Annotated in this window: 14 protein-coding genes; 5 read left to right on the top strand and 9 right to left on the bottom strand. The window is 50.3% G+C overall.

Annotated features, from left to right (window positions below):
- Window positions 1-33: 33 nt before the first annotated feature.
- The 3 genes from rpiB to rpmF are packed head-to-tail and all read right to left on the bottom strand — an operon-like array spanning window position 34 to window position 969.
- Window positions 34-480 (bottom strand): ribose 5-phosphate isomerase B, encoded by a 447-nt coding sequence (gene rpiB, locus HXW94_RS09120; RefSeq protein WP_178366583.1) that lies wholly within the window; start codon window positions 478-480, stop codon window positions 34-36.
- Between the two features lie 26 nt (window positions 481-506).
- Window positions 507-740: an acyl carrier protein gene (gene acpP / locus HXW94_RS09115; RefSeq protein ID WP_178366595.1), complete on the bottom strand. Its 234-nt coding sequence runs from the start codon at window positions 738-740 to the stop codon at window positions 507-509.
- A 40-nt stretch (window positions 741-780) separates the two neighbouring features.
- Entirely contained in the window at window positions 781-969 is a 189-nt protein-coding gene (rpmF, locus tag HXW94_RS09110; protein ID WP_178366582.1) for a 50S ribosomal protein L32, read from the bottom strand.
- 194 nt (window positions 970-1,163) lie between these two features.
- Between rpmF and gltX the strand changes: the two genes are divergently transcribed.
- Window positions 1,164-2,570 (top strand): glutamate--tRNA ligase, encoded by a 1,407-nt coding sequence (gene gltX, locus HXW94_RS09105; protein WP_178366581.1) that lies wholly within the window; start codon window positions 1,164-1,166, stop codon window positions 2,568-2,570.
- Window positions 2,571-2,705: 135 nt separating this feature from the next.
- Here gltX and HXW94_RS09100 read toward each other — a convergent pair whose 3' ends face one another.
- Complete coding sequence (locus tag HXW94_RS09100; protein WP_178366580.1) at window positions 2,706-6,899, bottom strand: DEAD/DEAH box helicase; 4,194 nt, start codon at window positions 6,897-6,899, stop codon at window positions 2,706-2,708.
- Between the two features lie 505 nt (window positions 6,900-7,404).
- Between HXW94_RS09100 and HXW94_RS09095 the strand changes: the two genes are divergently transcribed.
- From HXW94_RS09095 to HXW94_RS09080, 4 genes are read left to right on the top strand one after another with little or no spacing between them, the layout of a single operon-like run.
- Window positions 7,405-8,094 carry a calcium-binding protein gene (locus HXW94_RS09095; protein ID WP_178366579.1) on the top strand — a complete coding sequence of 230 codons (690 nt, stop codon included), beginning with the start codon at window positions 7,405-7,407 and terminating at the stop codon, window positions 8,092-8,094.
- Window positions 8,076-10,199: a class I SAM-dependent DNA methyltransferase gene (locus HXW94_RS09090; RefSeq protein ID WP_218576642.1), complete on the top strand. Its 2,124-nt coding sequence runs from the start codon at window positions 8,076-8,078 to the stop codon at window positions 10,197-10,199. The genes HXW94_RS09095 and HXW94_RS09090 overlap by 19 nt, the downstream gene beginning before the upstream one ends.
- The gene (locus tag HXW94_RS09085; RefSeq protein WP_178366578.1) at window positions 10,196-11,380 is read left to right on the top strand and encodes a restriction endonuclease subunit S; all 1,185 of its coding nucleotides are present in this window, start codon (window positions 10,196-10,198) and stop codon (window positions 11,378-11,380) included. The genes HXW94_RS09090 and HXW94_RS09085 overlap by 4 nt, the downstream gene beginning before the upstream one ends.
- Window positions 11,377-14,583, top strand: a complete 3,207-nt coding sequence (locus HXW94_RS09080) for a type I restriction endonuclease subunit R (protein ID WP_178366577.1) — start codon at window positions 11,377-11,379, stop codon at window positions 14,581-14,583. The genes HXW94_RS09085 and HXW94_RS09080 overlap by 4 nt, the downstream gene beginning before the upstream one ends.
- A 28-nt stretch (window positions 14,584-14,611) precedes the next feature.
- On the opposite strand, the gene HXW94_RS09075 is transcribed toward HXW94_RS09080, so the two are convergent.
- Genes HXW94_RS09075 through amrB form a run of 5 tightly spaced genes read right to left on the bottom strand, consistent with a single transcriptional unit; the run spans window position 14,612 to window position 22,155 of the window.
- Window positions 14,612-15,811, bottom strand: coding sequence for a Wadjet anti-phage system protein JetD domain-containing protein (locus tag HXW94_RS09075; RefSeq protein ID WP_178366576.1), 1,200 nt, complete (start codon window positions 15,809-15,811; stop codon window positions 14,612-14,614).
- The gene (locus HXW94_RS09070) at window positions 15,808-19,200 is read right to left on the bottom strand and encodes an ATP-binding protein (RefSeq protein ID WP_343054565.1); all 3,393 of its coding nucleotides are present in this window, start codon (window positions 19,198-19,200) and stop codon (window positions 15,808-15,810) included. Before HXW94_RS09070 ends, HXW94_RS09075 begins: the two co-directional genes overlap by 4 nt.
- Window positions 19,201-19,797, bottom strand: coding sequence for a DUF4194 domain-containing protein (locus HXW94_RS09065; protein ID WP_178366575.1), 597 nt, complete (start codon window positions 19,795-19,797; stop codon window positions 19,201-19,203).
- A gap of 5 nt (window positions 19,798-19,802) precedes the next feature.
- A complete protein-coding gene (locus HXW94_RS09060) occupies window positions 19,803-21,245 on the bottom strand; it encodes a DUF3375 domain-containing protein (protein WP_178366574.1) in 1,443 nt (480 codons plus the stop codon).
- A 25-nt stretch (window positions 21,246-21,270) separates the two neighbouring features.
- Window positions 21,271-22,155: an AmmeMemoRadiSam system protein B gene (gene amrB, locus HXW94_RS09055; RefSeq protein ID WP_178366573.1), complete on the bottom strand. Its 885-nt coding sequence runs from the start codon at window positions 22,153-22,155 to the stop codon at window positions 21,271-21,273.
- Window positions 22,156-22,165: the final 10 nt, after the last annotated feature.

The following is a 22,165-nucleotide window of genomic DNA, read 5'->3' as shown; positions in this document are numbered from 1 at the left end:
GTCAGCCGGTATTCTCATCTCTACTTATCGATTTCACCCAATGTCATCCAACGAACGGATACGGTCCAGATGACGCCCCCCCTCAAAGGGGGTGGCAAGCCATTCCCTGACCAGTTCAAAGGCGAGAATATCACCGACCATACGACCACCCATGACCAGGATATTTGCATCATTATGCTGCCGGCTCAGCCGGGCGGAGAAAATATCCGAGCACAGCGCTGCGCGTACGCCTTTAAAGCGGTTGGCCTGCATAGACATGCCAATGCCGGTACCACACAAAAGGATACCCCGGTCGAATATACCGTTGGAAACCGCCCCGGCCACTTTTTTACCGAAATCAGGATAATTTACAGACGCAGTGCTGTGGGTGCCCACATCCTCAACTTCATAGCCAAGGCCGGTGAGCAGCTCCTTAATTTTTTCCTTTAGTTCAAACGCAGCATGGTCACTGCCGATGATGATTTGTTTACCCTTATCCATATCTACCCAGCCCTTATATTTATTATTTATGATTTCGATGCAATGAAATCATAAATATCCTGGACGGTTGACATTTTTTCAGCCTGATCATCCTCAATTTCAATTTCAAAAATTTCTTCCATTGACATAATAAGCTCAACGATGGTCAAGGAATCCGCACCAAGATCTTCGATCAAAGACGCCTGGGGAACCACATCCTCAACATCAATGCCGGGAATTTTTTCAGCAATAATTTTTCTTACTTTGGTTTCAATGGTCATGTCCTGACTGTTCCTTTCCTTGACGTGTCGTACGACCAAATTAATCGTCTGCATCCTTTTCAAGGATTACATTTCTGCCTTTGTATGCACCGCATTCAGGACATGCCGTATGGGGCAATTTAGGCTCCTGGCACTCGGGACACAGGGTTACCGTGGGAGCGCTGGTTTTATAATGGGTACGCCTTTTTCTGCCTCTTGCTTTGGAAATTTTCTGCTTGGGTACGGCCATGACTCTCTCCTAACTACATTATTTTATTTGGTTTTTATTTAATACCTGCCAAAATTTAAAACATATTTAATTACCCTATTTTTTATATGAAGTCAACCAAAGAATCCCGGCAAAAATTGCTGATTGCTTTAACCCCCGTAAATATGATAGATAAACCGTCGGTTTTATGCCTTTTTATACTTTTGGAGACCTTAATGGATACAATAATTACACGCTTTCCGCCCTCCCCCACCGGCTATCTGCATATCGGTGGTGCCAGGACGGCACTTTTCAACTGGCTGTGGGCCAGAAAAAACGCAGGGCGGTTTGTGCTACGTATAGAAGACACGGATGAAGCCCGTTCAACAAAAGCGTCTGTGGACGCCATCCTGGAATCCATGCAATGGCTGGGAATTGACTGGGATGACGGTCCCTATTTCCAGACCCGGCGTCATGATATTTACAGTGAACACATTGACCGTCTGGTTGAACAGGGCCATGCCTACTATTGCGACTGCACGCCCGAAGCGGTTGATGCCATGCGCGAAGAAGCCAAGGCCAAGGGGCTGAAGCCCATGTATAACGGCAAGTGCCGGAACCGCGGGCTTAAAAAAGGGGAAAACACCGTGGTGCGGTTAAAAACCCCGGACACCGGCGTCACCATTGTGGACGACATTGTCAAGGGCAGTACCGCGTTTCAGAATGCGGAAATTGATGACTTCATCATCCAGAGAAGTTCAGGTATGGCCATGTACAACCTTGCGGTGGTGGTGGATGACATGACCATGGGCATCAATACCATTATCCGGGGGGATGACCACCTGGTAAATACCCCTAAACAGATTCTGATTTACCAGGCATTGGGCGCGCCGTTGCCGGTGTTCGGCCATGTTCCCATGGTGCTGGGATCAGATAAGGCCCGGCTGAGTAAACGCCATGGCGCCATGTCCGTGGGTGAATATAAAAAGATGGGATTTCTGGCTGATGCACTGATCAATTATCTGGTGAGACTGGGATGGTCCCATGGCGACCAGGAATTTTTTGAACGCCAAGAGCTTATTGAAAAGTTCGACCTTGAACACCTTGGCCGGTCTGCCGGCATGTTTGACATGGACAAGCTGTATGCCCTGAACGCCAAACACATCCAGAAAAAGAAACCCATAGAATTGGGGGACGACCTTTTACCTCACCTGGCAGACCTTGGCATTGGCGCCCAGAATGATGCCTTTACCCAGGGGGTGATCGAAACGCTTCAACCCCGAAGCAAAACCCTTGTGGAAATGGCCCAGGGCGCGGCTTTTTATTATAAGGATGACATAGAATTTGAGGCGAAGGCAGCCAAAAAATTTCTGAAGCCCGAAACCCAGGATCTTTTAAACAAATGCGCCGATGCCTTTGACAGTCTTGGGGACGACTTCAGCCAGGCAGCCCAGGAAGAGGTCTTTAAACAGATCATGGAACAGACAGGGCTTGGATTTGGAAAAATTGCCCAACCCCTGCGGGTGGCGGTCACCGGCACAACGGTGAGCCCCGGCATATTTGAAATGTTTATCGCCCTTGGAAAAGAAAAAACCGTCCAGCGCATCAGAAAGGCGGCACAATTCTGTGCGGCCCAGGGCTGATAGAAACGAAGCGTGGTAGGATGGGCACGCTTTTTGTGCCCACCGGTTGTTCTTGAACCCATTTGATCTATTGTTCAGGTACAAAATTATACATAAAATGGTGGGCAACGCTGCGCTTTTGCCCACCCTACCTGATTACTCCTGGATTAAAGCCAGCAGTTCTTCGGCAGACATCTTCCCGCTTAAGTCGCTCCCCGTGAGAAGACTGTCCGCAAGTTTTCGTTTCCGGCGATGCATCTGCACAATTTTTTCTTCCACCGTTCCCCGGGTAATCAGGCGATAAATAGTCACAGGCCGGCGCTGACCAATACGATGGGCACGGTCCGAAGCCTGATCCTCCACCGCCGGATTCCACCATGGGTCCATGTGGATCACATAATCCGCTGCTGTAAGGTTCAACCCCACGCCCCCGGCTTTGAGACTGATCAAAAACACATCTCCCTGCCCGGATTGAAAGCCATGAATGGCCTTCTGCCGCTGGGCAGCCGGTGTACTGCCGTCCAGGTACTGGTATTTAATGCCGGCGTCATCCAGATATTTCCGGACAATGGTAAGATGCCCCACAAATTGACTGAAGACAAGCGCTTTATGTCCATTGGTGATCAGTTCATCCAGAACTTCAGAAAAAACCGCCAGTTTACTGCTGTCAATGGAAATTTCCTTGTTGACAAGTTCACTGTGGCAGCATGCCTGGCGCAGTTTTGTGATTTCCGCCAGTATTTTGATATGCTTTTGGCCGCCATGGCTCTCATCATCGCTTGTGAGTCGTTCCAGGGCCTGTTGACGCAGGGCTTCGTAAAATGCCATTTCTTCTTTGCTCAAATCGATATCCAGCACAATCTCTGTACGGGCGGGCAGTTCTTCCAGGACCTGGGCTTTGGTACGGCGCAGGATAAACGGCTGGAGCAGTCGCTTGAGATCTTTTCGTGCCTGGGCATCGCCTTGTTTTTCAATGGGAATGGCAAAGGTGTTGTTAAATTGCTCCAGGGTTCCTAAAAGTCCGGGATTGATAAACTGAAAAAGATTCCACAGCTCACCCAGGTGGTTTTCAATGGGCGTCCCGGTGAGAATCACCTTGAATACGGCCGTCAGCTCCATGACGGACCGGGATCTCTGGGTGGCGAAATTTTTGATTGCCTGGGCTTCATCCAGAACCACCATCTGCCAGGAGACAGCAGACAATAAGTCGGCCGTCTTTTTTTGCTGCATCAGGCCGTAACTGCATATCAACACATCAAAGCTGCCGGCATCGTCCAGACTTTTTTCCCGGTTCCTCCCGCCAAATAAAATCAGATTCAGACAAGGTGCAAAGCGGGCGGCTTCGGCAACCCAGCCGGCACAGACCGACGTGGGGGCAACCACCAGTGAAGGGCCTTGGGGGGCATGCTTGATGAGCATGGCCAGGGTCTGCATGGTTTTACCAATTCCCATATCATCGGCCAGACACGCGCCCACCCCCCAGTCTGACAGACAATTCAGCCAGTTGATCCCCTCTAGCTGATAATCACGCAACTCGGCATGCAGCGTGGAAGGCGCCGCCAGGAGTGGATCTGTCTGGGTTTGAAGCTTTGCAATGTGCGCTTTCCATGCCTTGTTGGAACGTAAGGTACCTACTTCCTGAAAAAAACCCTCCAGGGCCAGGGCGGCCAAGGGGTGAAACTTTACGCCTTTCCCATCTCTGACGGAGTATCTGTCAAGCGCCTGGAGCCTTTTTTGAAAAGCGCGTGTTAATTTAACGAATTGACCCGGCTTAATCTCCAGGAATCGGGTGCTGCTTTTTTCAAGATATTCCAAAAGCATTCCCATCTCCAGGGTCAGGTGTTCATCCACCAACACCTGACCGGTCATGGCAAACCAATCTTCTCCCCCTTTGATGTTGAGCCGGCAATTGGTGAACGAGACATCTCCCAGCAGTTCAAAGGATTTGCCTTCGGGCCACTCCAGCACAATTCCGTCCGCCGCTTCCTGTATCTCCAGTTCCTCCAGAAGCGCCAGGGACTCTTCCATCCCTGGAAAATGCCACTCCCCCTGATTCTCTTCTGCGGTGGCAAGGGTTGGACATCCATCAATCAACCGCGCTGCCAGCTCTTTTTCAATGTTCAGCTCCCTCGTGGTTTTCATCTGGATGCCATTCACCCGGGCAATGACATTTTTTCCTTTGCTGCCGGGGAAATAAGCCGGTCCCTCTTCACCCAGAGGACGGACAACCATGGAGAGTTTCAGCCCCTGTCCCAGGGGAGAGAGTTGAACATGGAGGGTTGAATCCGCTTTTGCCTCGGAAACAATGTCACTCCCTCCTTCTATATCCGAATGGATGGTGATATCCCCTGCCAGTGCATCCATGACCTGGACAATTTTATCTTTCGCAGATATCGGAAATGAAGCCTCTTTGCCGAGAATATCGGCAATGGCATGATATTTTGCGTCCAGCGATACTAATTTGATGCGAGTCGGGGTCTCCTCTACCACCACATGTTCCGCCTTAAAATGACGCCGGGGCCTGGGAGACAGAACAAAGGTAAATTGATCTTTTTCCTCTTTTGAAATTGTGAGTTCAGGCTTTCCATGGACCAGCTCCATCCGGGTGATGCCATCGCTTGAAAAGAGCAAGGGATGGCCAACGACATCAGGCATATACATGTCATCAAAAATATATTCCACCTTGGTGTACCACCCGTCTTTGTAACTGTTGGCATAGATATGGCCACAAATCTTTTTATCCTGTTCCGTCAGATAGGAAAATGTTCTTTTTTCACTGCACAGCCGTTTCAAGGCAACGGGGCGCCCTTTTGTCCAGACGCCTTTTGCATTTCTCTTCTGCTCCCTGGGGCTGATACTGCACTCACCGTTATTGTCGTAGTCAAGGAACCAGGCCATACGTTGATCGCTCTCTTGTTCCTGCTTTTTCCCCCGTGGTTTTGCCGGGGATGTTTCTGGGTTCAAAGCGAGCAGCGCATTTAAGGTCTGCTCCCAGATGTTGCTTTCACTGATCAGTCCAACCAGGACGGAAGGATTCTGCTTTTTACCGGTTTTGGGTCCCGGCCCGGATAGACTTTGGATAAGACCTTCAAGCTCTCCGGCAAACCAGGTATATTGCCTCTCTACTGCAAATTTATGAAGTTGTTTTATCTCTTCAAGTTTGTTTTTTGCCTCTGCCTTGTCCACCCAGTAGTAAGCAAACAAGGTGAAACAATCAATGGCCGGATGTGAGGGCGTACCCCATGAGCTAACCCAGACGTAGTGACGAAGAATACGATCCGCGCTTCTGGAATTGCCTTGCAGATAATCCAGAAGCCCACTTAACAAGCCCCATATTTTTTCAAAATCTACGCCCGCAGCCAGACACGCTCTGGCCCGGAGAAAGCTCTCATCACTGCCCTCTTTGATCAGGGCCAGAATATAAAAGAGCCCCATGAACCGGTTGAAAAAGACTTTCTTTTTCCCCTTTGTCCTTTTATTCAGAAGCGCCAATGCGTTGTCATACAATGAGATGGATTTTTCCGGCTTGCCTTTACAAAAAGCGATCCACCCCTGAAGACACAAACTGTTCTCAAGGTGTTCGCTTTTATTTCCATAATTTTTAAGCCAGGCGTCCAGACAATCCTGTTGACCGGTGAGCATCCATTTTTCCAATACCGCGGCCTCAAGTTCTGATTCACATTTTTCAGACCCCTGCATGACAAGCGATTCCAGGTAATCGGCATAGGCATCGTTCCGGTCCCAGCATTCTACTATCCTGAGATAAGACTCTTTTAAAAAACTTGTGTGGACATCCGGCGGCAAACGGCGGAACCAGTCCGGATCAAAGGGACGACAGCAGATATGTTCCCACACCATGAGAAGCGGCTCTCTGTCTAACACACGTTGGTCTTTAAATTTTTCATAAAGCTCAGCAGCCTGGGCCGTCTTTCCCTGATAAAAAAGAATCCGTATACCGGCCGTCAATTTCGCCATGGACAGAGGCTCTTCCTGTGCCAACCCCGCTTCCGTCAGATGAAGTGTATGTTGAAGGGTATTGATTAGGGTTGTGAACGTCTTCTCAGCAACAATGTGCCTGGTCAAAACCTCGATATAATCCCGGTTGATAAACAGAACACTGCGGGTTTTTCCATGCAATATATCTGTGCTGAGAAGGGCATCCAGCGGATTACGGAGTCGCTTGAACCTGGCGTTCTTTGCTCCGGAATCAAAGGATTTACCGTCTTCCGCTTTGATACCCAGAGCGACAAGACAGGCAATTAACTCGGTTTGAGTCAACTTGGCGTAGGAGATGGAAAGAATCTGCAGAATCTTTTTTTCGAGAACAGGCAAATTATGATATTTTTCCATAAAAGTCTGGCTTTCTAACGACATAGGGGTTTTTCCCTTCTAATTTTTTACACATCTTATGATTCAATTTTACTTATCGTGATAACTATATCACAGAGGGGCTCATGCCTTCTCATCTTATCTGTAATTTATCGGTCATTATCCACATATTTCTGCTGATAATACCATGAGTACTGACCTGAGCCAGTCAAGACGAAACATAAGAATTATTCACTTTGAAAATTTATATTGAACACCCTTCCTTCAGCGTTATTTTTTTACCCTGGCTGTAATCTCTGAGTGAAAAATAAATAGAGCTATGTTATTTGGGAGGAGAGTGAATAATAAAATTTTTTGGTTGATATTTCTAATTTAGGCTTGAATGATAGTGCAGTGAAAGTACAAGAATCGATAATTCAATTAAAGAAGAAATAATCAAGTTATTGAAGGCCCGTTCCTTAGTCAACTATGTGGCAAATTGAAAAAATTTTGCAAGCATTCTAAAGAGATAAGGAGAAAACTGAGTATGAATAACAGCGAAACCTCATTGAAAATTGGCGATTCGGTCAGGGTAAAACCGGATGTACTTGATCCTGATACCGAAGCATTCAGCCTTGAAGGATGGCAGGGGAGAATTCTTGACATCAGACCCCAGGAAGATGGGGCAACGATCATCGATATTGAGTGGGATAGTATCACGCTTCGAGAGATGCCGATATCATCCCTTGAAACCTGTGAGGAAGAGGGATTAGACTGGACTCAAATGGGATTGTATCCTCATAACGTGGAGGTGACAACAGCAAGAGATACTGAACAAGACGTGAAGTATGCCCAAAATGAGCTTAAGCTGGTTTTGGACCAAAGCTATAGCTGGTTAGGTGACGTAGGCAAACGGATTCAGCAGATTTTACGCGGAGTTGATCATGGAAACGAGATGGCGATGATGAAACGATGGGGAGCCTATCTTGAAGAGCATTTGACCTTCCCATTTGACGCTGAGGTTGATGAATGGCAGGAACGAGGACCATTGCGGTCAGGGGATCGGGTGAGCGTCAAAAAAATTTCGTTAATTGATGACTTGTATGGTGTTATTGCGACACTGCGGTTGGGTCGCAGAAAATATGAGTGTCCGCTCTGTGACTTAGCGGTAATTAACAAGCAATCAGCCAATGCTCAACTTATCCAGGATTATCGGGTGTGGTTTGCGAACCGCTGAGAAAATCCACTGAATTTCATTTTGAACAGGAACACATGGACAACATCGAACAAATCGAAAGACGACTGTGGGAAGCCGCCGACCAGCTGCGGGCAAACTCAAAACTGACCTCTACTGAATACGCCTTGCCCATATTGGGGCTGATTTTTTTGCGACATGCCTACAATCGTTATCTGATCGTTGAGAAAGAGATCAAGAAAAATCTGCCGTCCCGTGGCGGCAAAACACGTCCGCTTACCAAAGATGACTTCGTTCAAAGAAGCGCGTTGTATCTTCAGGAAGAGGCTCAGTTCAAGTATCTGCTTGAGCTGCCTTCAGGTGAGGACATTGCCCGGAGGATTATCCATGCGATGACACTTATTGAGTCCGACTATACGGGACTCCAGGATATCCTGCCCAGGGAATACCACATCTTTGATAACGAACTGCTGAGCAAGATGCTGCGGATCTTTGATGATGAGGCCCTGCGTAACGGCAATGGGGATCTCTTTGGCCGGATCTATGAGTACTTTCTCATGAAGTTTGCCATGGCCGGTGCCCAGGATTCCGGGGAGTTCTTTACGCCGATCTCTCTGGTTCAGACCATTGTGAATGTCATTGAGCCGGACCATGGAACCGTGCTGGACCCGGCCTGTGGCTCCGGCGGCATGTTCGTTCAGACGTCCCATTTCCTCAATCAGATCGGCAAGGCAACCCAGGAGGCCGTCACGTTTTATGGGCAGGAAAAGACCGCGCTGACCATTCGTCTTGCCAAAATGAACCTTGCCGTCCACGGTCTTGAAGGTCGGATTCTCGAAGGCAACACCTTTTACGAAGACAATCATGAGCTCAGGGAAAAGGCTGATTTTGTGATGGCCAATCCGCCGTTCAATGTAGATAAGGTGGACGCCGAAAAAATCAAGGCTGATCCCCGGCTGCCATTTGGGTTGCCCGGTGTGAATAAAAACAAAGAGGTCAGCAACGGCAATTACCTGTGGATATCCTACTTTTACAGCTATCTGAATGAGACGGGCCGGGCAGGCTTTGTCATGAGCTCCCAGGCGTCAAGCGCCGGTAACAAAGAGGCTGCCGTCCGGGAGAAGCTCATCAGAACCGGCCATATTGACGTCATGATCGGTATCCGGTCCAACTTCTTTTATACGCGGTCCGTACCCTGTGAGCTGTGGTTTTTCGATAAGTCCAAACCCGAGGCCATGACCGATAAGGTGCTTATGCTGGATGCCCGGAATGTCTATCGGAAGGTTACCCGGAAGATATATGACTTCACGCCGGAACAGTTGAAGAATCTCACGGCAATCATCTGGCTGTACCGTGGTCGGACAGACCGATTCCTGGGGCTCATCAAGGCGTATCTGGAGACCCTGGTCACTGAAAGTATGACAATCGAGGATGCGCTCAAACATTTTATCGATGGTCATGAACCGCTGCTGGCACAGCTCAAGGTCTTCCAGAAGGGTGTTCAGGACAGTGGGTTGACCGAATCAATCAATGAGACATCCGAGCGGGTCGCGCAGTACAAGGCCCATGGTGAGAACCTGGTGTCCGACATTAAGGCGTTCAAAGCCGAATACGCCGAGATACCCGGCACGAATGCCCGCCAACACCAGGCCCGTGAGGACTTTGGGTCGATCCGCGCACAACTGAAGGCATTGACCCGACAGATTGACCTTTTGTTTAAACAGACGGTACGGGGAGTTGACATCGCCGAAAAGGACCTGGACGCTAAGGCCGATGATGCGTGGGATCATCGCGGGGTCAACCGTCTCAGAAAGGAACTGGATCTCCTTCGGAAAGAGGCGATCGGGCAGTTGAAGAGACCGGGGTATTACTATCGGCAGATTGACTGGCTGCAATCCCGTTTCCCTGACGCCCGGCTTGTTGATGTTGAAGGTCTGGTAAAGCTGGTCGATCAGTCGGAACTTGAGGCCAATGACTGGAGTCTGACACCGGGGAGGTACGCTGGGGTTGCTCCGCCCGTTGAAGATGAAGATTTTAACTTTGAGGAGACCATTCGGGAGATCCATCTTGAGCTTGAGGGGTTGAACCAGGAGGCGAGTGAGTTAGCAGGAATTATTCAAAGCAACTTTGAGGGGCTTAGGATATGAGGCATGAAAAACGACCAATCAAAGCATTTGCGGTTGGTATATATGATGGCCCTCATGCGACACCTAAAGAAGCCAGTGAAGGTCCTATTTTTTTAGGCATAAAGAATGTGACCCCCGGAGGACGGCTTGATCTCGAAAATGTTAAGCATATTTCACCGGGAGACTTTCCTAAATGGACCAAACGAGTTCAGCCACAGGAAAATGACATTGTCTTCTCATACGAGGCAACTCTTCACCGATACGCTTTGATCCCGAACGGTTTTCTGGGATGTTTGGGACGTAGGATGGCGTTAGTGAGGCCGGACACTACGAAAGTCAATCCCAAGTATCTTCACTACTATTTCTTGTCATCCGAGTGGAGGGCAACCGTTGAATCTAATGTTATCGTTGGTGCAACCGTTGAGAGAGTTCCAATCAAAAGATTTCCCGACTTTGAGGTTTACATCCCTCCTCTCGACACCCAAAACAAGATAGCCTCCATCCTCTCCGCCTACGACGACCTCATCGAAAACAACAACCGCCGGATAGCCCTCCTTGAGGAATCCGCACGTCTCCTTTACCGTGAGTGGTTCGTGAGGTTGCGGTTCCCTGGGCATGAGAACACAAGGATTACCGATGGTGTGCCTGATGGGTGGGAGATTAAGCAATTGAAAGATGTTGCTGCATTGACAATGGGGCAGAGCCCGAAATCCGAGTACTATAATTCATCGGGCGAAGGGTTACCATTCCATCAAGGAGTAACCGACTTCGGGTTTCGTTTTGTTTCACATAAAAAATTTAGCACTGCCGGTAATCGTATCGCTGAACCTGGAGATATCCTTTGTAGTGTTCGAGCACCCGTCGGTAGGCTTAATCGAACTGTTGATAAAATCATACTTGGGCGTGGGTTGGCTTCAATACGAAGCAAGGCAGGGTATCAATCGCATCTTTATTACCAATTAAGGAACCATTTTTTTCAGGAGGATATCATTGGGGGAGGGGCCATATTCGCCTCTGTAACCAAAAAGCTCTTATCAGAACAGGGGTTACTTACACCACCTGAGAATATTATTAAGCAGTACGAAGATATATCCGCTCCAATTGATCAACAAATTTTAAATCTTACATTGCAAAACCAAAAGTTAAAAACCGCCCGTGACCTCCTGTTACCCAAACTCATAAACGGAGAAATCCCCGTATGACAGGAGCAATGACCGAAGACCGGCTCGTCCAGCAGACCACTGCCGAGTACTTTGAGACGGAACTGGGCTGGGACTCAGTGTATGCCTATCATGCTGAGGACTTCGGTCAGGACTCATTGCTGGGCCGCAACGATGACACCGAGGTGGTGCTGGTGCGTTATCTGCTGGCGGCCCTGAAGCGATATAACCCCGATTTACCCGACGTTGCCTATGACTCAGCCCTGACAACAATTACCGCTGCCGGCGTCAGCAAGTCGCCCCTCCAGGCGAACCGGGAGAAATACGGGCTGTTCAAAAGCGGCGTTCCCGTCAAGTTCAAGAACGATAAGGGTGTCATCGAGGAGCGGCATCTCAAGGTTTTTGACTTTGAAGATCCGCTGAACAATGATTTCCGGGTGGTCCGGGAACTGTGGATCAAAAAAGTGCCGTATCGGCGGCGTCCGGACATCATCGGGTTTGTCAACGGCATTCCCCTGTTGTTCATCGAACTCAAGAACGTCCACAAGGATATACGCCGGGCTTATAACGAGAACCTGAAGGACTACAAGGACACCATCCCCCATTTGTTTGATCACAATGCCTTTATCATGCTGTCCAACGGGGATCAGGCCAGGATGGGGTCGCTGTCGGCCAGGTACGGCCATTTTAAAGAGTGGAAACGATTGGATGAGGAAGCACCCGGGGTGGTTGACTTTGAGACCATGCTCAAGGGCGTGTGCGCCAGGTCGAATTTTATGGATCTCTTTGAAAACTTCATCCTGTTTGACCAGGGCGCCGGAACCCTTGCCAAGATCGTTGCCCGGAACCATCAGTATCTTGGGGTAAACCGGGCCATTCGATCCGTGGCGGATCGTGATACCCTTGGGGGACAGCTGGGGGTGTTCTGGCATACCCAGGGATCAGGCAAGTCCTATTCCATGGTGTTTTTCTCCCAAAAGGTACACCGTAAGCTGACCGGGAATTTTACCTTTCTGATTGTCACGGATCGTGAGGATCTGGACACCCAGCTCTACAAGACCTTTGCCGGATGCGGCATTGTCGATAACGATAAAGATCCCTGCCGGGCATCAAGTGGTGCCCACCTTCGGAAACTGTTCTCTTCGACCAAAGCGTATATCTTCACAATGATCCACAAATTCAACCAGGACGTTATGGGACCCGAAGATATCTACTCTGATCGGTCCGACATCATTGTCATCTCTGATGAGGCCCATCGTACCCAGTATGGCCGGCTCGCCCTGAATATGCGCAATGCCCTGCCCAACGCCCATTACATCGGGTTTACCGGGACCCCGCTGTTCAAGGATGATGAGATCACCAAAAAGATATTCGGGGGGTATGTATCGACCTATGACTTCCAGCGGGCCGTTGAGGATGATGCAACGGTTCCGCTCTTCTATGACAGCCGTGGGGAAAAACTCAAACTGTCCACCACGGACATCAATATGCAACTGGCTGAGAAACTGGAAGCCATCGAGCTTGATGCCGACCAGGAGGCCCTCCTGGAAAGGGATCTGTCCAGGGCCTATCATGTGATTACAGCGGCCGGGCGGCTTACGGCCATTGCCCGGGACTTTGTTACCCATTACGCAACCGCCTGGGAAACCGGTAAGGCCATGTTTGTCAGCATCGACAAGATCACCGCCGTACGGATGTATAAACTGGTTCAGTTTTTCTGGCAGGAGCATATTAAGAAAACCGAAGCTGACCTCGAAGCGGCCTGCGACGAACAGGAAACCATGGAGCTGCGGCGTAAAATTGAATGGCTTAAAGAAACCCGGATGGCGGTTGTCGTCAGTGAGGAACAGGGGGAGATCGAGAAGTTCGAACGGTGGGATCTGGATATTGTCCCGCACCGGACCCTCATGAAAGCCGGCTTTGAGACGCCCGATGGCAAGACCCTTGAAATGGACGCCGCATTCAAGCGGGAGGATCACCCGTTTCGTGTCGTCTTTGTCTGTGCCATGTGGCTGACGGGTTTCGATGTCCCAAGTCTGTCAACCCTTTATCTTGACAAACCCCTCAAGGCGCACACGCTGATGCAGGCCATCGCCCGGGCCAACCGGATTAACGAGGGTAAAAACAACGGCTTGATCGTTGACTATTGCGGTATCCTGAAGAATTTGCGGGAAGCACTGGCCACATTTGCCACCGGCGGCGGGGCGGGAACGGACGGCAGCCCGGAACCGCCGGTTAAACCCGATGAAGAACTGCTTGGGGAACTGGCCGAGGCCATTGATCATACCAGGACCTTTCTGAAGGAGCGAGGGTTTGCACTTGAGACGGTAACCGTGAACACAGGATTCGACAAAATCGCAGCCATAAAGGATGCCAAGGATGTGATCCATCAGAGTGAAGAGACCCGGAAGCGGTTCGAGATCCAGGCACGGATGGTTTTCAAGAAATTTAAGGCCTGTTTGAACATCAAAGCCGTTAACGACTTCAAGGCGCCTCACGACGCCATCAACATTATTTATAAGAAGCTGCAGGGAGATCGGGAGACCGCCGACATCAGCAGGATCATCCAGGAACTTCATAAGGTTGTGGACCAGGCCGTAGAAGTAAGGGAGGCCGGTGCGGGCGACGATGATTACCTTTATGATATAAGCAAGATTGACTTTGGGCTGTTGCAGGAAGAGTTTGCCAAAAAGAAACATAAAAACACAACGGTCTACTGCCTGAAGGAGGCCATCGAAAAGAAGCTGGCACGGATGCTGAAACGCAATCCCCTGCGGACCGACTTCAACAGGCGCTATCAGGAGATCATCAAGGAATACAACGCGGAGAAGAACCGGACTACCATTGAAAAGACCTTTGAGGAACTGATGACGTATTACCGGCACCTATCCGAGGAAGAGAAGCGGGCCGCGCGTGAAGGCCTCACCGAGGAGAAACTGGCGGTCTTTGATTTATTGTTGAAACCGCAGATATCCAAGGCGGATCGGGACAAGGTAAAGCAGATTGCCGGAGAACTCCTTGAGGGTCTGAAAGCCGAAAAGCTGAAGGTTGAGAACTGGCGGGAGAAAGAGGTAACCAAGGCCGCGGTTAAGACCTTTATTTACAACTACCTGTATGATGAGAACACAGGATTGCCCGATCCCTTCTACAGCATTGATGACGTTGAACAAAAGACCGGTGTCGTGTTTGATCACGTTTTTATGCAGTACCAGAATGATGTTCATAGTGTTTATGCGGCGTCTTGACTCCTGAGCCTTAGCAGGCAAATATGAATCAAGTCCTGCCCGGGTCAATTGCCCGGATAAATTCAAGGACAAGGGCATATGAGATACGCTCCTGCTCCAGTCTTAGATTTTGGGCGTATATATTCCGGCAAAGGGCATTATAGACGTTTGCTTCATCAGGTGTTAACAACGGCAGATCCCGCTGCGTCGGCGAGGGCTCATTCCCCCAGAAAGCGTTATGGGCCAGAAGTGTGTCTTCGTCCATGAGAAAGGAACGGGTTTGGGGCAGATAGTGTCGAATACGGTCCAGCATGGCAAAACCGTGGGTATCCAGATCCCCCCAGTACCAGACATGACGTCTGTTGATCCAGGGCACATGGGAAAGCACGGACAGCCCGTATCCAAGACCGATGATCATCACCCCATCAGGAAAAGGGGGAAAGGCAAGACCGGTGATTTCATTTTCCACCACAAAGACAGTATCCGGTTTTAAATTCAACTCCCGGAACTGATCTTCCGGGACTTCGAGATCGGTGAGCCCCATGACGGAAAGGGCGGGATCAAGGATTCGCAAACGAATCCGGGCAGGTTTGCAGCGAAAACCAAAGCGCTGTTCAAAGGCGTGTTTTCCTTTTACTCCCTGGTTAACGGCGTCGGGCGATAGCACGGCGGTCAGCAGCCGGGTTAAAATATCTTTGTGGGTTTCTATAAATTTGGTGTCTATCCCGGCAATTTCCAGCTGACGAAGATAAATTTGTGGCCTTGGGTGGACTTTCATCCAGGATACAACCGCCAGCAGTTTGTCCCATACCGATTCGTGGGCAAGGACCAGCATGGGCTTTTTCAACAAAGGGGCTTTAAGTTCCGGAAGCCTGGCCACAATTTTATGGAATAATGCTTCAAACCGGCGGGCCTGATCCTTTTTGCCAAGATAGGAAATAACATCTTCCAAGGCGTAAAACACCACAGCTTTGGGGATTTTATTTTTACCCAGAACCCGGTGGTTTATCGTCTGCCATTCAATGGAAAAGCCGGGCTTATTCTCCCCTGCCCCATGGCGAACCAGATGCGCCATCCACTCCCGGGCTGCCTCAAATTCGCAAGTCAGTTCACCGGCATTGGGCCGTTTCAACGGCATACGAAAGGGATCAAAAGGGTCGGCTTCCACAACCTTTACAAGAAACTGCCCCTTGTCCCACCTTTTTTCAAGGTTACGTTTTATATCTTTATTTCGGGTCCAGGGTTTCATGGTGTATTCCGTTCTTTGGATTGCCTGTATTCTTCCACACTCATATTGCGCAGCCTTGCCGTTTGTCCGTCCCGGCTGTAGACCAGACCTACGCTGGATACATAGGGCTCAATGATGTGAATCTTCTGTAACGGTGTGACAATGAGCAATTGCAAATTCAATTTTTTGAACAGTTCCAGGCTGAACCGGGTGGAGTCGTCCGATCCCCTGCCGAATGCTTCGTCAATGGCCACAAACCGGAAGGTCCGGGAGCGGACACTGTTCCATTCCAGGCCGAACTGGTAGGCCAGGCTTGCCGCCAGCACGGTATAGGCAAGTTTCTCCTTCTGGCCGCCTGATTTTCCGCCGGAATCGGCATAATGCTCATATTCGGTGTGGTCTTCGCACCAGCGTTCCGAAGCGGCGAATACAAACCAGTTGCGGACATCAGTGACCTTTTTCGTCCATCTGCGATCCAGGTCGATTGTGCCTTCCCGTCCCCTGAATCGCTGGATCAGTGTCCGCACCTGTAAAAATTTGCCCTCGGAGTAATGATCTTCATCAGATCCTGTTAACGCCCCTTCGGTGCAGGCTTTAAGCTGCTGCAGAAAGTCCCGGATCTCCATATCCGCATTGAGCTGGGCCTCAAGCAGGATATACCGTCCCGGGTTATACTTGATATCGGACAAAGAGTGGTTGATCCGGTCAATCCGTTCTTTGATGGTTTCCCGCTCCCTGGCAAGCTGTGACTGGAAATTGGCCACCTCCCGGATGGTGTTCTCATTGAGCAAGGCCTTGAACCGGGACTCAAACCGGGGCAGATTGTCGCTCTGAAGCTGGTCCAGCATGGACTTATATTCCGGTCCCGAGGCCACAGCATCGTCGATCTCCATGGTTTCCGACCGAAAATCCCGGCGAAACCCGTTCATATTTTTGATGATTCTTTCTTCCAGCCTGCGGATCCGTTTATCCAGATTATTAATCTGTCCCTGAATGATATCCCTCAATTCCTTTTCCCGGTTGGCACAGGATTCAACCGTGAGAACATGGGTGCCAAACTGCTTCCGGCGCATGTCTTCCAGCTCTTTGAACAGAAATTGACTCTTTTCAGGGTCCATGTCCGGAGCAGGTTTCATGTCTGATTCACAGAGTTTTTTACCGGCATGGGCCTGGTCCTGTTTTTCCAGATTTCTCGCCAGCTCATCCCGGATACCTCTTTGTTGAATTTCTGTCTCTTTGATCCTTTTTTCCAAGTCTTTGAGTTGACGGTTCAATGTGGAAAGGATATTGGAGGCGGCTTCCAGCTCTTTTTGTTCCTGGGCCAGCCGGGAAATGTTCAAGGCAACAGACTGCCAGTCCAGATCGGAAAACGCTCTATATTCACCCAGTCGATCCAGGTTGGATAACTGTGCTCTCACATTGCTCTGACGGGAATCAAGGGATGCAATTTTATCTGCAGCCGTCTGCATCTGTTTTTCCAGGGAACGGGCCTGGTGTTTCAACGCCCGGATCTTGGCCTCGTTGGTCCAGCCCAGGATATACTGGGAGCGGTCGTTGATACGTTTTCGATCATTTTTTTCATGACGGATGCCTCCTGTTTTGATCTGGCCGGCACGGGTAACGGCCATGAGCTCTTTGCGAAACCGCTGCATCTCATCACAACAGACATAGTTAAACCGCCGGACAAGCTCGCGCTCCACCCATAAATAGAAATCAGATTTGCTTTGCAGTTCCAGTTTGTTTACCAGGGATTCGGGCGGAAGATGAATTGACGTATCTTTGATATCTGTTTTAACCAGGTAATAGACGAGCCTGCCATTAAGTGAGGTCGCGTCCACCCATGCGGCCACATTCGGGTAAAGGGCATCTGTTACCAGCAAAGAGAGCCCAAAATTATGAAGCAGTCTTTCCACGGCCCCTTCCCAGTCGCTTTGATCATCCCGGACCCGGATCAGCTCCCCGGCAAAGGGCAGCTGTCTCTCATCCACGCCCAGATGGGTGCAAAGACGGTTCCTGATTTCAATCTGCCGGACATGGATATTACTCTTTCTGCCGGAAAGGGATTCAAGCTCTTTTTCAAGTTCCTGGTAGGCGGATTTCAGATCCCTGAATTCAACCTCGGTATCGGTACGCTCGTTTCTTAAGTCGGCTGCTTCCTGTTTCAGCTTTTTTCGACGCGCCTTGATCTTTTGGGCATTGTCGTGGAAATCATCCCGGGTTTCGACCACTGCCAGGTCAAGATCCCGGGCCAGCTCCCCATATCTTTGGGCTTTGCCTTGCCTGTTCTGTTTTTCCTGAGCCAGGCGGTCCAGATCCGCCCTGATCCGCTCCAGCCGGTCTCCCCCATTTTCGCTAATGGCCTGTTTCAGCCCGTCCCGATCACCTAAAAGCCCACTATGGTCCAAGTCCAGGGCATGGATTTTATTTTCCAACCGCTCCTGCTCATCTGCCAGATTTTTCAACCGCTTCCGGAACAAGGTCCATTTATGGGTGGCAAAAAAGGGGGTCAACGCATTTCGGCAGTCGCGCAGCAGCCCCTGCTGGTCCAGCACCTCCTGATGGGTTTGACAGTCCTTGACCAGAGGCACAAGTCGTTCAATCTGATGTTTAGCCTTTAATACCGCCTCATGGGCCCGGTTCAGATCGTCAAAATGGTGGATCAGGGCATCAATGCGCGGCCCTGTATCAAAGGGTTCCAGCATATGCTGCCGGACAAAATCGTTGAGATTGCCCACGGATTTCATGGAAACGGTCTGGTGAAACAGGGCCAGGGCCTGCTCATTTTCAATACCGAACCTGCGCCTGAAAGCGGCCCCATATTTGGGAAAGGCGTCAAAAACCGTTACTTTATCCTGTTTTTTCAGCCGTTTTTTCAACAGACCGATATCTGTACCGAATTCACTAAAATCTTTTGTGATGGACAGTTTGCTGTCCGCCACAACATAAAACCGATCGGGCTGCCCTTTAATCTCCTTTGTCCAGAACACCTGGGCCAGGGTGACTTCCTGGGTAAAACCCTGGTTTTTAAATACCCCTAAAATCACAGAAAAACTGTTGTGCTCCCTCAAGGCCACGGATTTTGAGGCATGCCCCATGTCGCTGCGCTCGGACTTGTAATACCCCTGGACGTATGAACGCAGGCTGCGCTCTCTTGTATCTGCGCCGGCAGCCTTGTTGTAGGCGATGCGCTGGGCCGGGACCAGCAACGTGGTCACCGCATCCACCAGGGTGGATTTTCCCGAGCCGATGTCCCCTGTGAGCAGGCCGTTTCTGCTGTTAAGGTCCAGGCGCCAGACCTCTTTGTGAAAGGTGCCCCAGTTGTAAACCTCCAGAGCGTCAAGGCGGAAACCGGCAAGGGCATCGCTTTGGACAAACTCCAGCATTCCCTGTTCCATATTATCCGGTTTCACTTAATCCTCATTTTCGTTTTCATTTTTCTTCTGATATTCCTTCAACCGCTCATCAAATTCATGGAGCCACTGGGCATCCACAAAGGCTTTTATGATTCGGATCACCTCAATTTTGTCCCTGTGTCCTTTAAGCCGGCGGATAAACCCAAGTTCTGCTATTTTATTTAAATGGCTTTCGATGCGGTCCAAAAATTTGGCCTCATTGCTGCCCGAAGCAAAAAAGATCCGGACCATGTCTGCAATCTCGTCCACGGAAAGAATCAACCTTGGATCTTGTCCTGCGGCATCATTTTCCGCAAGTTTTTTGCGCAACAGCGCAATGATCAGGCTTACCGGGTAAGAGAGTTTTCTGCGGCCCACAATCCGGGGCAAAGGCTCTTGTCCTTCAACCGGTTCCATAGTTTTAAGCCAGGCATACCCTTCGGATTCGTCCAGTACCAGTTCAAGGCCCAGCACCCGCACATACTCGCGAACGGCAATCTGCCCCTCTTCCAGATCCTGCCACAGGGACGGGTCCTTTTCCCGGAACACCACCCCCTTCATCAGGGCAATGAGCGGCTTGCTGATATTTACAGGATAAAAATCAGGGGTTTCCATATTGTTTACCGGTTAAAAATAACTTTACAAAATTCGGCCCGCCGGGGCGTACCTGAAGTATCGGTCCAGAAGGCCTGCTGGATGTCGCTGTCGTCGAAGACGGCTTTTTCATCCTCTCCGGCAATGCTCAGATAGGCCACAAGTTCGGCCAGACCTTTTTCCAGGGGATGGTTATCAAGGATCTCCCCTAAGCTGATCTGATCCTTTGCCTGGAGAAGGGCCCGGATACGTCGTTTCAACTTGAGCCGGTCCACAAACACCCCGGAATGGAGGATGTCCGAAGGAATATCCGATCCATCCCCAAGGGCAACGGTCTCCCGGATCACAGGTTTGATGGGAAAGGTATACATGGGGCGCTCCATGGGCAGGGAGACCCCGGGCGCGGCGTCATCAATGCTGATGAAATCATTTCCCGGCGGATCATCCTTCACCTGAACGCTTCGGGTCTCAATGGACTGGATCACCTGCATGATCCGCTTGTTTTCCAGAAACGCCTGGTCATCCAGATACCGCCGAAGCTGTCCGGACAGCTTGGCCACGGTGCGCTGGGTATGTTCTCCGGCAAAAAGCCAGTCGTAATGAATCCGTTTCAGACGCGGGTCGGGAGACAGGGATCGGACAGCGTCAAGCTCAAACACCCGGAAGAGCAGATCCGTGAGCTCCTCCTGCCTGGCCGGAGACATGAGTAGGTCCCAGAAGGAGGTAAAGCTTTTGCCCTGGTCTGATTCGGCGATCATGTCCCGTTCCCCGAAAAAATCCTCCAGCAACTCACCTTTACTGCCCTCCCACAGGGTGATCCGTTCCCGTATTTTCTGATCCAGATCCCGGAAATTGTACTCCACCTCCCTGAAATCACTGAGCAGTTCCCGGGCGGTTTTATTGACTTGAAGAAACCGGTCCTTAAGCGCCGTGTCGTCCAGCATATCTAAATGACCCTGCCGGGCCAGTTCAAGCTTGGCCTCAATATCGGCCTTTTGTTTTTCAAGGCTTTTAATTCTTTGGGCCGCATCCGCCTGGGTTCCCCTGACCATCTGCTCCAGCAGTTCAAAAATAGTCATAAGCCGGGATTCGGTCCCGATAAAGGCCCTGGAAACAAGGCTCTCAAGCCAGGTCACCGCCTTTTCCACCCAAGGCATAAGATCATAGTGGACCTCATCCGAATCCTGGGGATAAAATTTTCTAAGCCACCCTTTCTCATCAGCGGCCCAGTCATCCAGATAGGTTTCGGCATTTTTGGGAAAGGCATCCTGTCCCTGGGTTTCCCTCAGGACAAATAGATAGTCCTCCAGGGCTGAAGCCAAATCTGCCCGGCTCATGCTCCGGTGGTTTGGCAGGATAAAGGCCCTGTGAAGAAAAGAGACAATCAGCGGGGCATGATCGGCGGCCAGCAGCTTCCATGCCGGGTGGTTCTTTCTTAACGCCTTGAGGGTGTGGTAATCAAATGCCATTTACAAAATTTCTTCTTCCAAAACGCTATGTACCAAAAATCATACCGCAATATCCCACAAAATCGGCGTTGGGGTCTAACGGATCAAAACTTGAGGCGTAGTCAAGGCAGACGCCTTTGACTGCGCCCATTTTCTTTGCGGCAGCGACAGCCGCACAGGCCGCCCCGGAACAGCACATGTTATGGCGGGACAATCCCTGATGAATAATCTGCTTTTCATCCATGGCTGTTAATGCGTTAATGGCAGCCGCGTCATTTTCCTTTGCCACCCAGTCAAATGCAGCCCTGCCTGACCCAGCCGGTTCAAATCCGAATCGCGGCCCGTAATGGGTCATGTCGGTGGAACCCACCACCGCCAGGGAGCGGTTCAACTCTTCTGCCGCCACAACTGCGGCCACTCCCAACGCCTGCGCCGCATCCGAAGGCGGTACGGCGCACACCACAATCCGGGCTTTGGGGAAAAAATATTTTATAAAAGGATATTGCAGTTCCAGGGTATTTTCTTCGGGGAAGCGCCTGGGCGTCAACTGTTTTATGTCAACACCTGCGCCTGTGCCCTGCTGAACCAGGGCATCTGTAAGTGCCCGGTCAATCTCAATGCTCCCTAAAGGGGTCTCTACAGCAGTGCCGTCTAAAACAAAGGCCGGGGAATCGGCATGCATGTGAACCCCGAAAAGAACGATGGTATCCACGAGCCGATTGCCATGGGTCAATGCGGCAAATACCCGGCAGGCCAATTTCCCGGAGTAAATCCATCCTGCATGTGGAACAATGCCCGCCACTGGGTTATCCGGGATTTTTGTATCGTCTTCTGTCCTAAAATCATCGGTAAACTGTTTAATAGCAGACCGGCACTGGTCAGCTGAGCCCGGATACCAGGATCCGGCAAATGCTATTTTCTTTACAGCCATAATTTATCTC

It is taken from the genome of Desulfobacter latus (assembly GCF_013389365.1).
Lineage (GTDB): Bacteria > Desulfobacterota > Desulfobacteria > Desulfobacterales > Desulfobacteraceae > Desulfobacter > Desulfobacter latus.
The sequence above is the reverse complement of the archived record's forward strand: the minus strand, read 5'-3'. Positions and strand labels throughout refer to the sequence as shown.

Coding starts and splice junctions, on each gene's coding strand:
- amrB (WP_178366573.1), bottom strand. CDS start 22,155: ATGGCTGTAAAGAAAATAGCATTTGCCGGATCCTGGTATCCGGGCTCA.
- HXW94_RS09095 (WP_178366579.1), top strand. CDS start 7,405: ATGAATAACAGCGAAACCTCATTGAAAATTGGCGATTCGGTCAGGGTA.
- HXW94_RS09085 (WP_178366578.1), top strand. CDS start 10,196: ATGAGGCATGAAAAACGACCAATCAAAGCATTTGCGGTTGGTATATAT.
- HXW94_RS09075 (WP_178366576.1), bottom strand. CDS start 15,811: ATGAAACCCTGGACCCGAAATAAAGATATAAAACGTAACCTTGAAAAA.
- gltX (WP_178366581.1), top strand. CDS start 1,164: ATGGATACAATAATTACACGCTTTCCGCCCTCCCCCACCGGCTATCTG.
- rpmF (WP_178366582.1), bottom strand. CDS start 969: ATGGCCGTACCCAAGCAGAAAATTTCCAAAGCAAGAGGCAGAAAAAGG.
- HXW94_RS09060 (WP_178366574.1), bottom strand. CDS start 21,245: ATGGCATTTGATTACCACACCCTCAAGGCGTTAAGAAAGAACCACCCG.
- HXW94_RS09100 (WP_178366580.1), bottom strand. CDS start 6,899: ATGGAAAAATATCATAATTTGCCTGTTCTCGAAAAAAAGATTCTGCAG.
- rpiB (WP_178366583.1), bottom strand. CDS start 480: ATGGATAAGGGTAAACAAATCATCATCGGCAGTGACCATGCTGCGTTT.
- HXW94_RS09065 (WP_178366575.1), bottom strand. CDS start 19,797: ATGGAAACCCCTGATTTTTATCCTGTAAATATCAGCAAGCCGCTCATT.
- acpP (WP_178366595.1), bottom strand. CDS start 740: ATGACCATTGAAACCAAAGTAAGAAAAATTATTGCTGAAAAAATTCCC.
- HXW94_RS09080 (WP_178366577.1), top strand. CDS start 11,377: ATGACAGGAGCAATGACCGAAGACCGGCTCGTCCAGCAGACCACTGCC.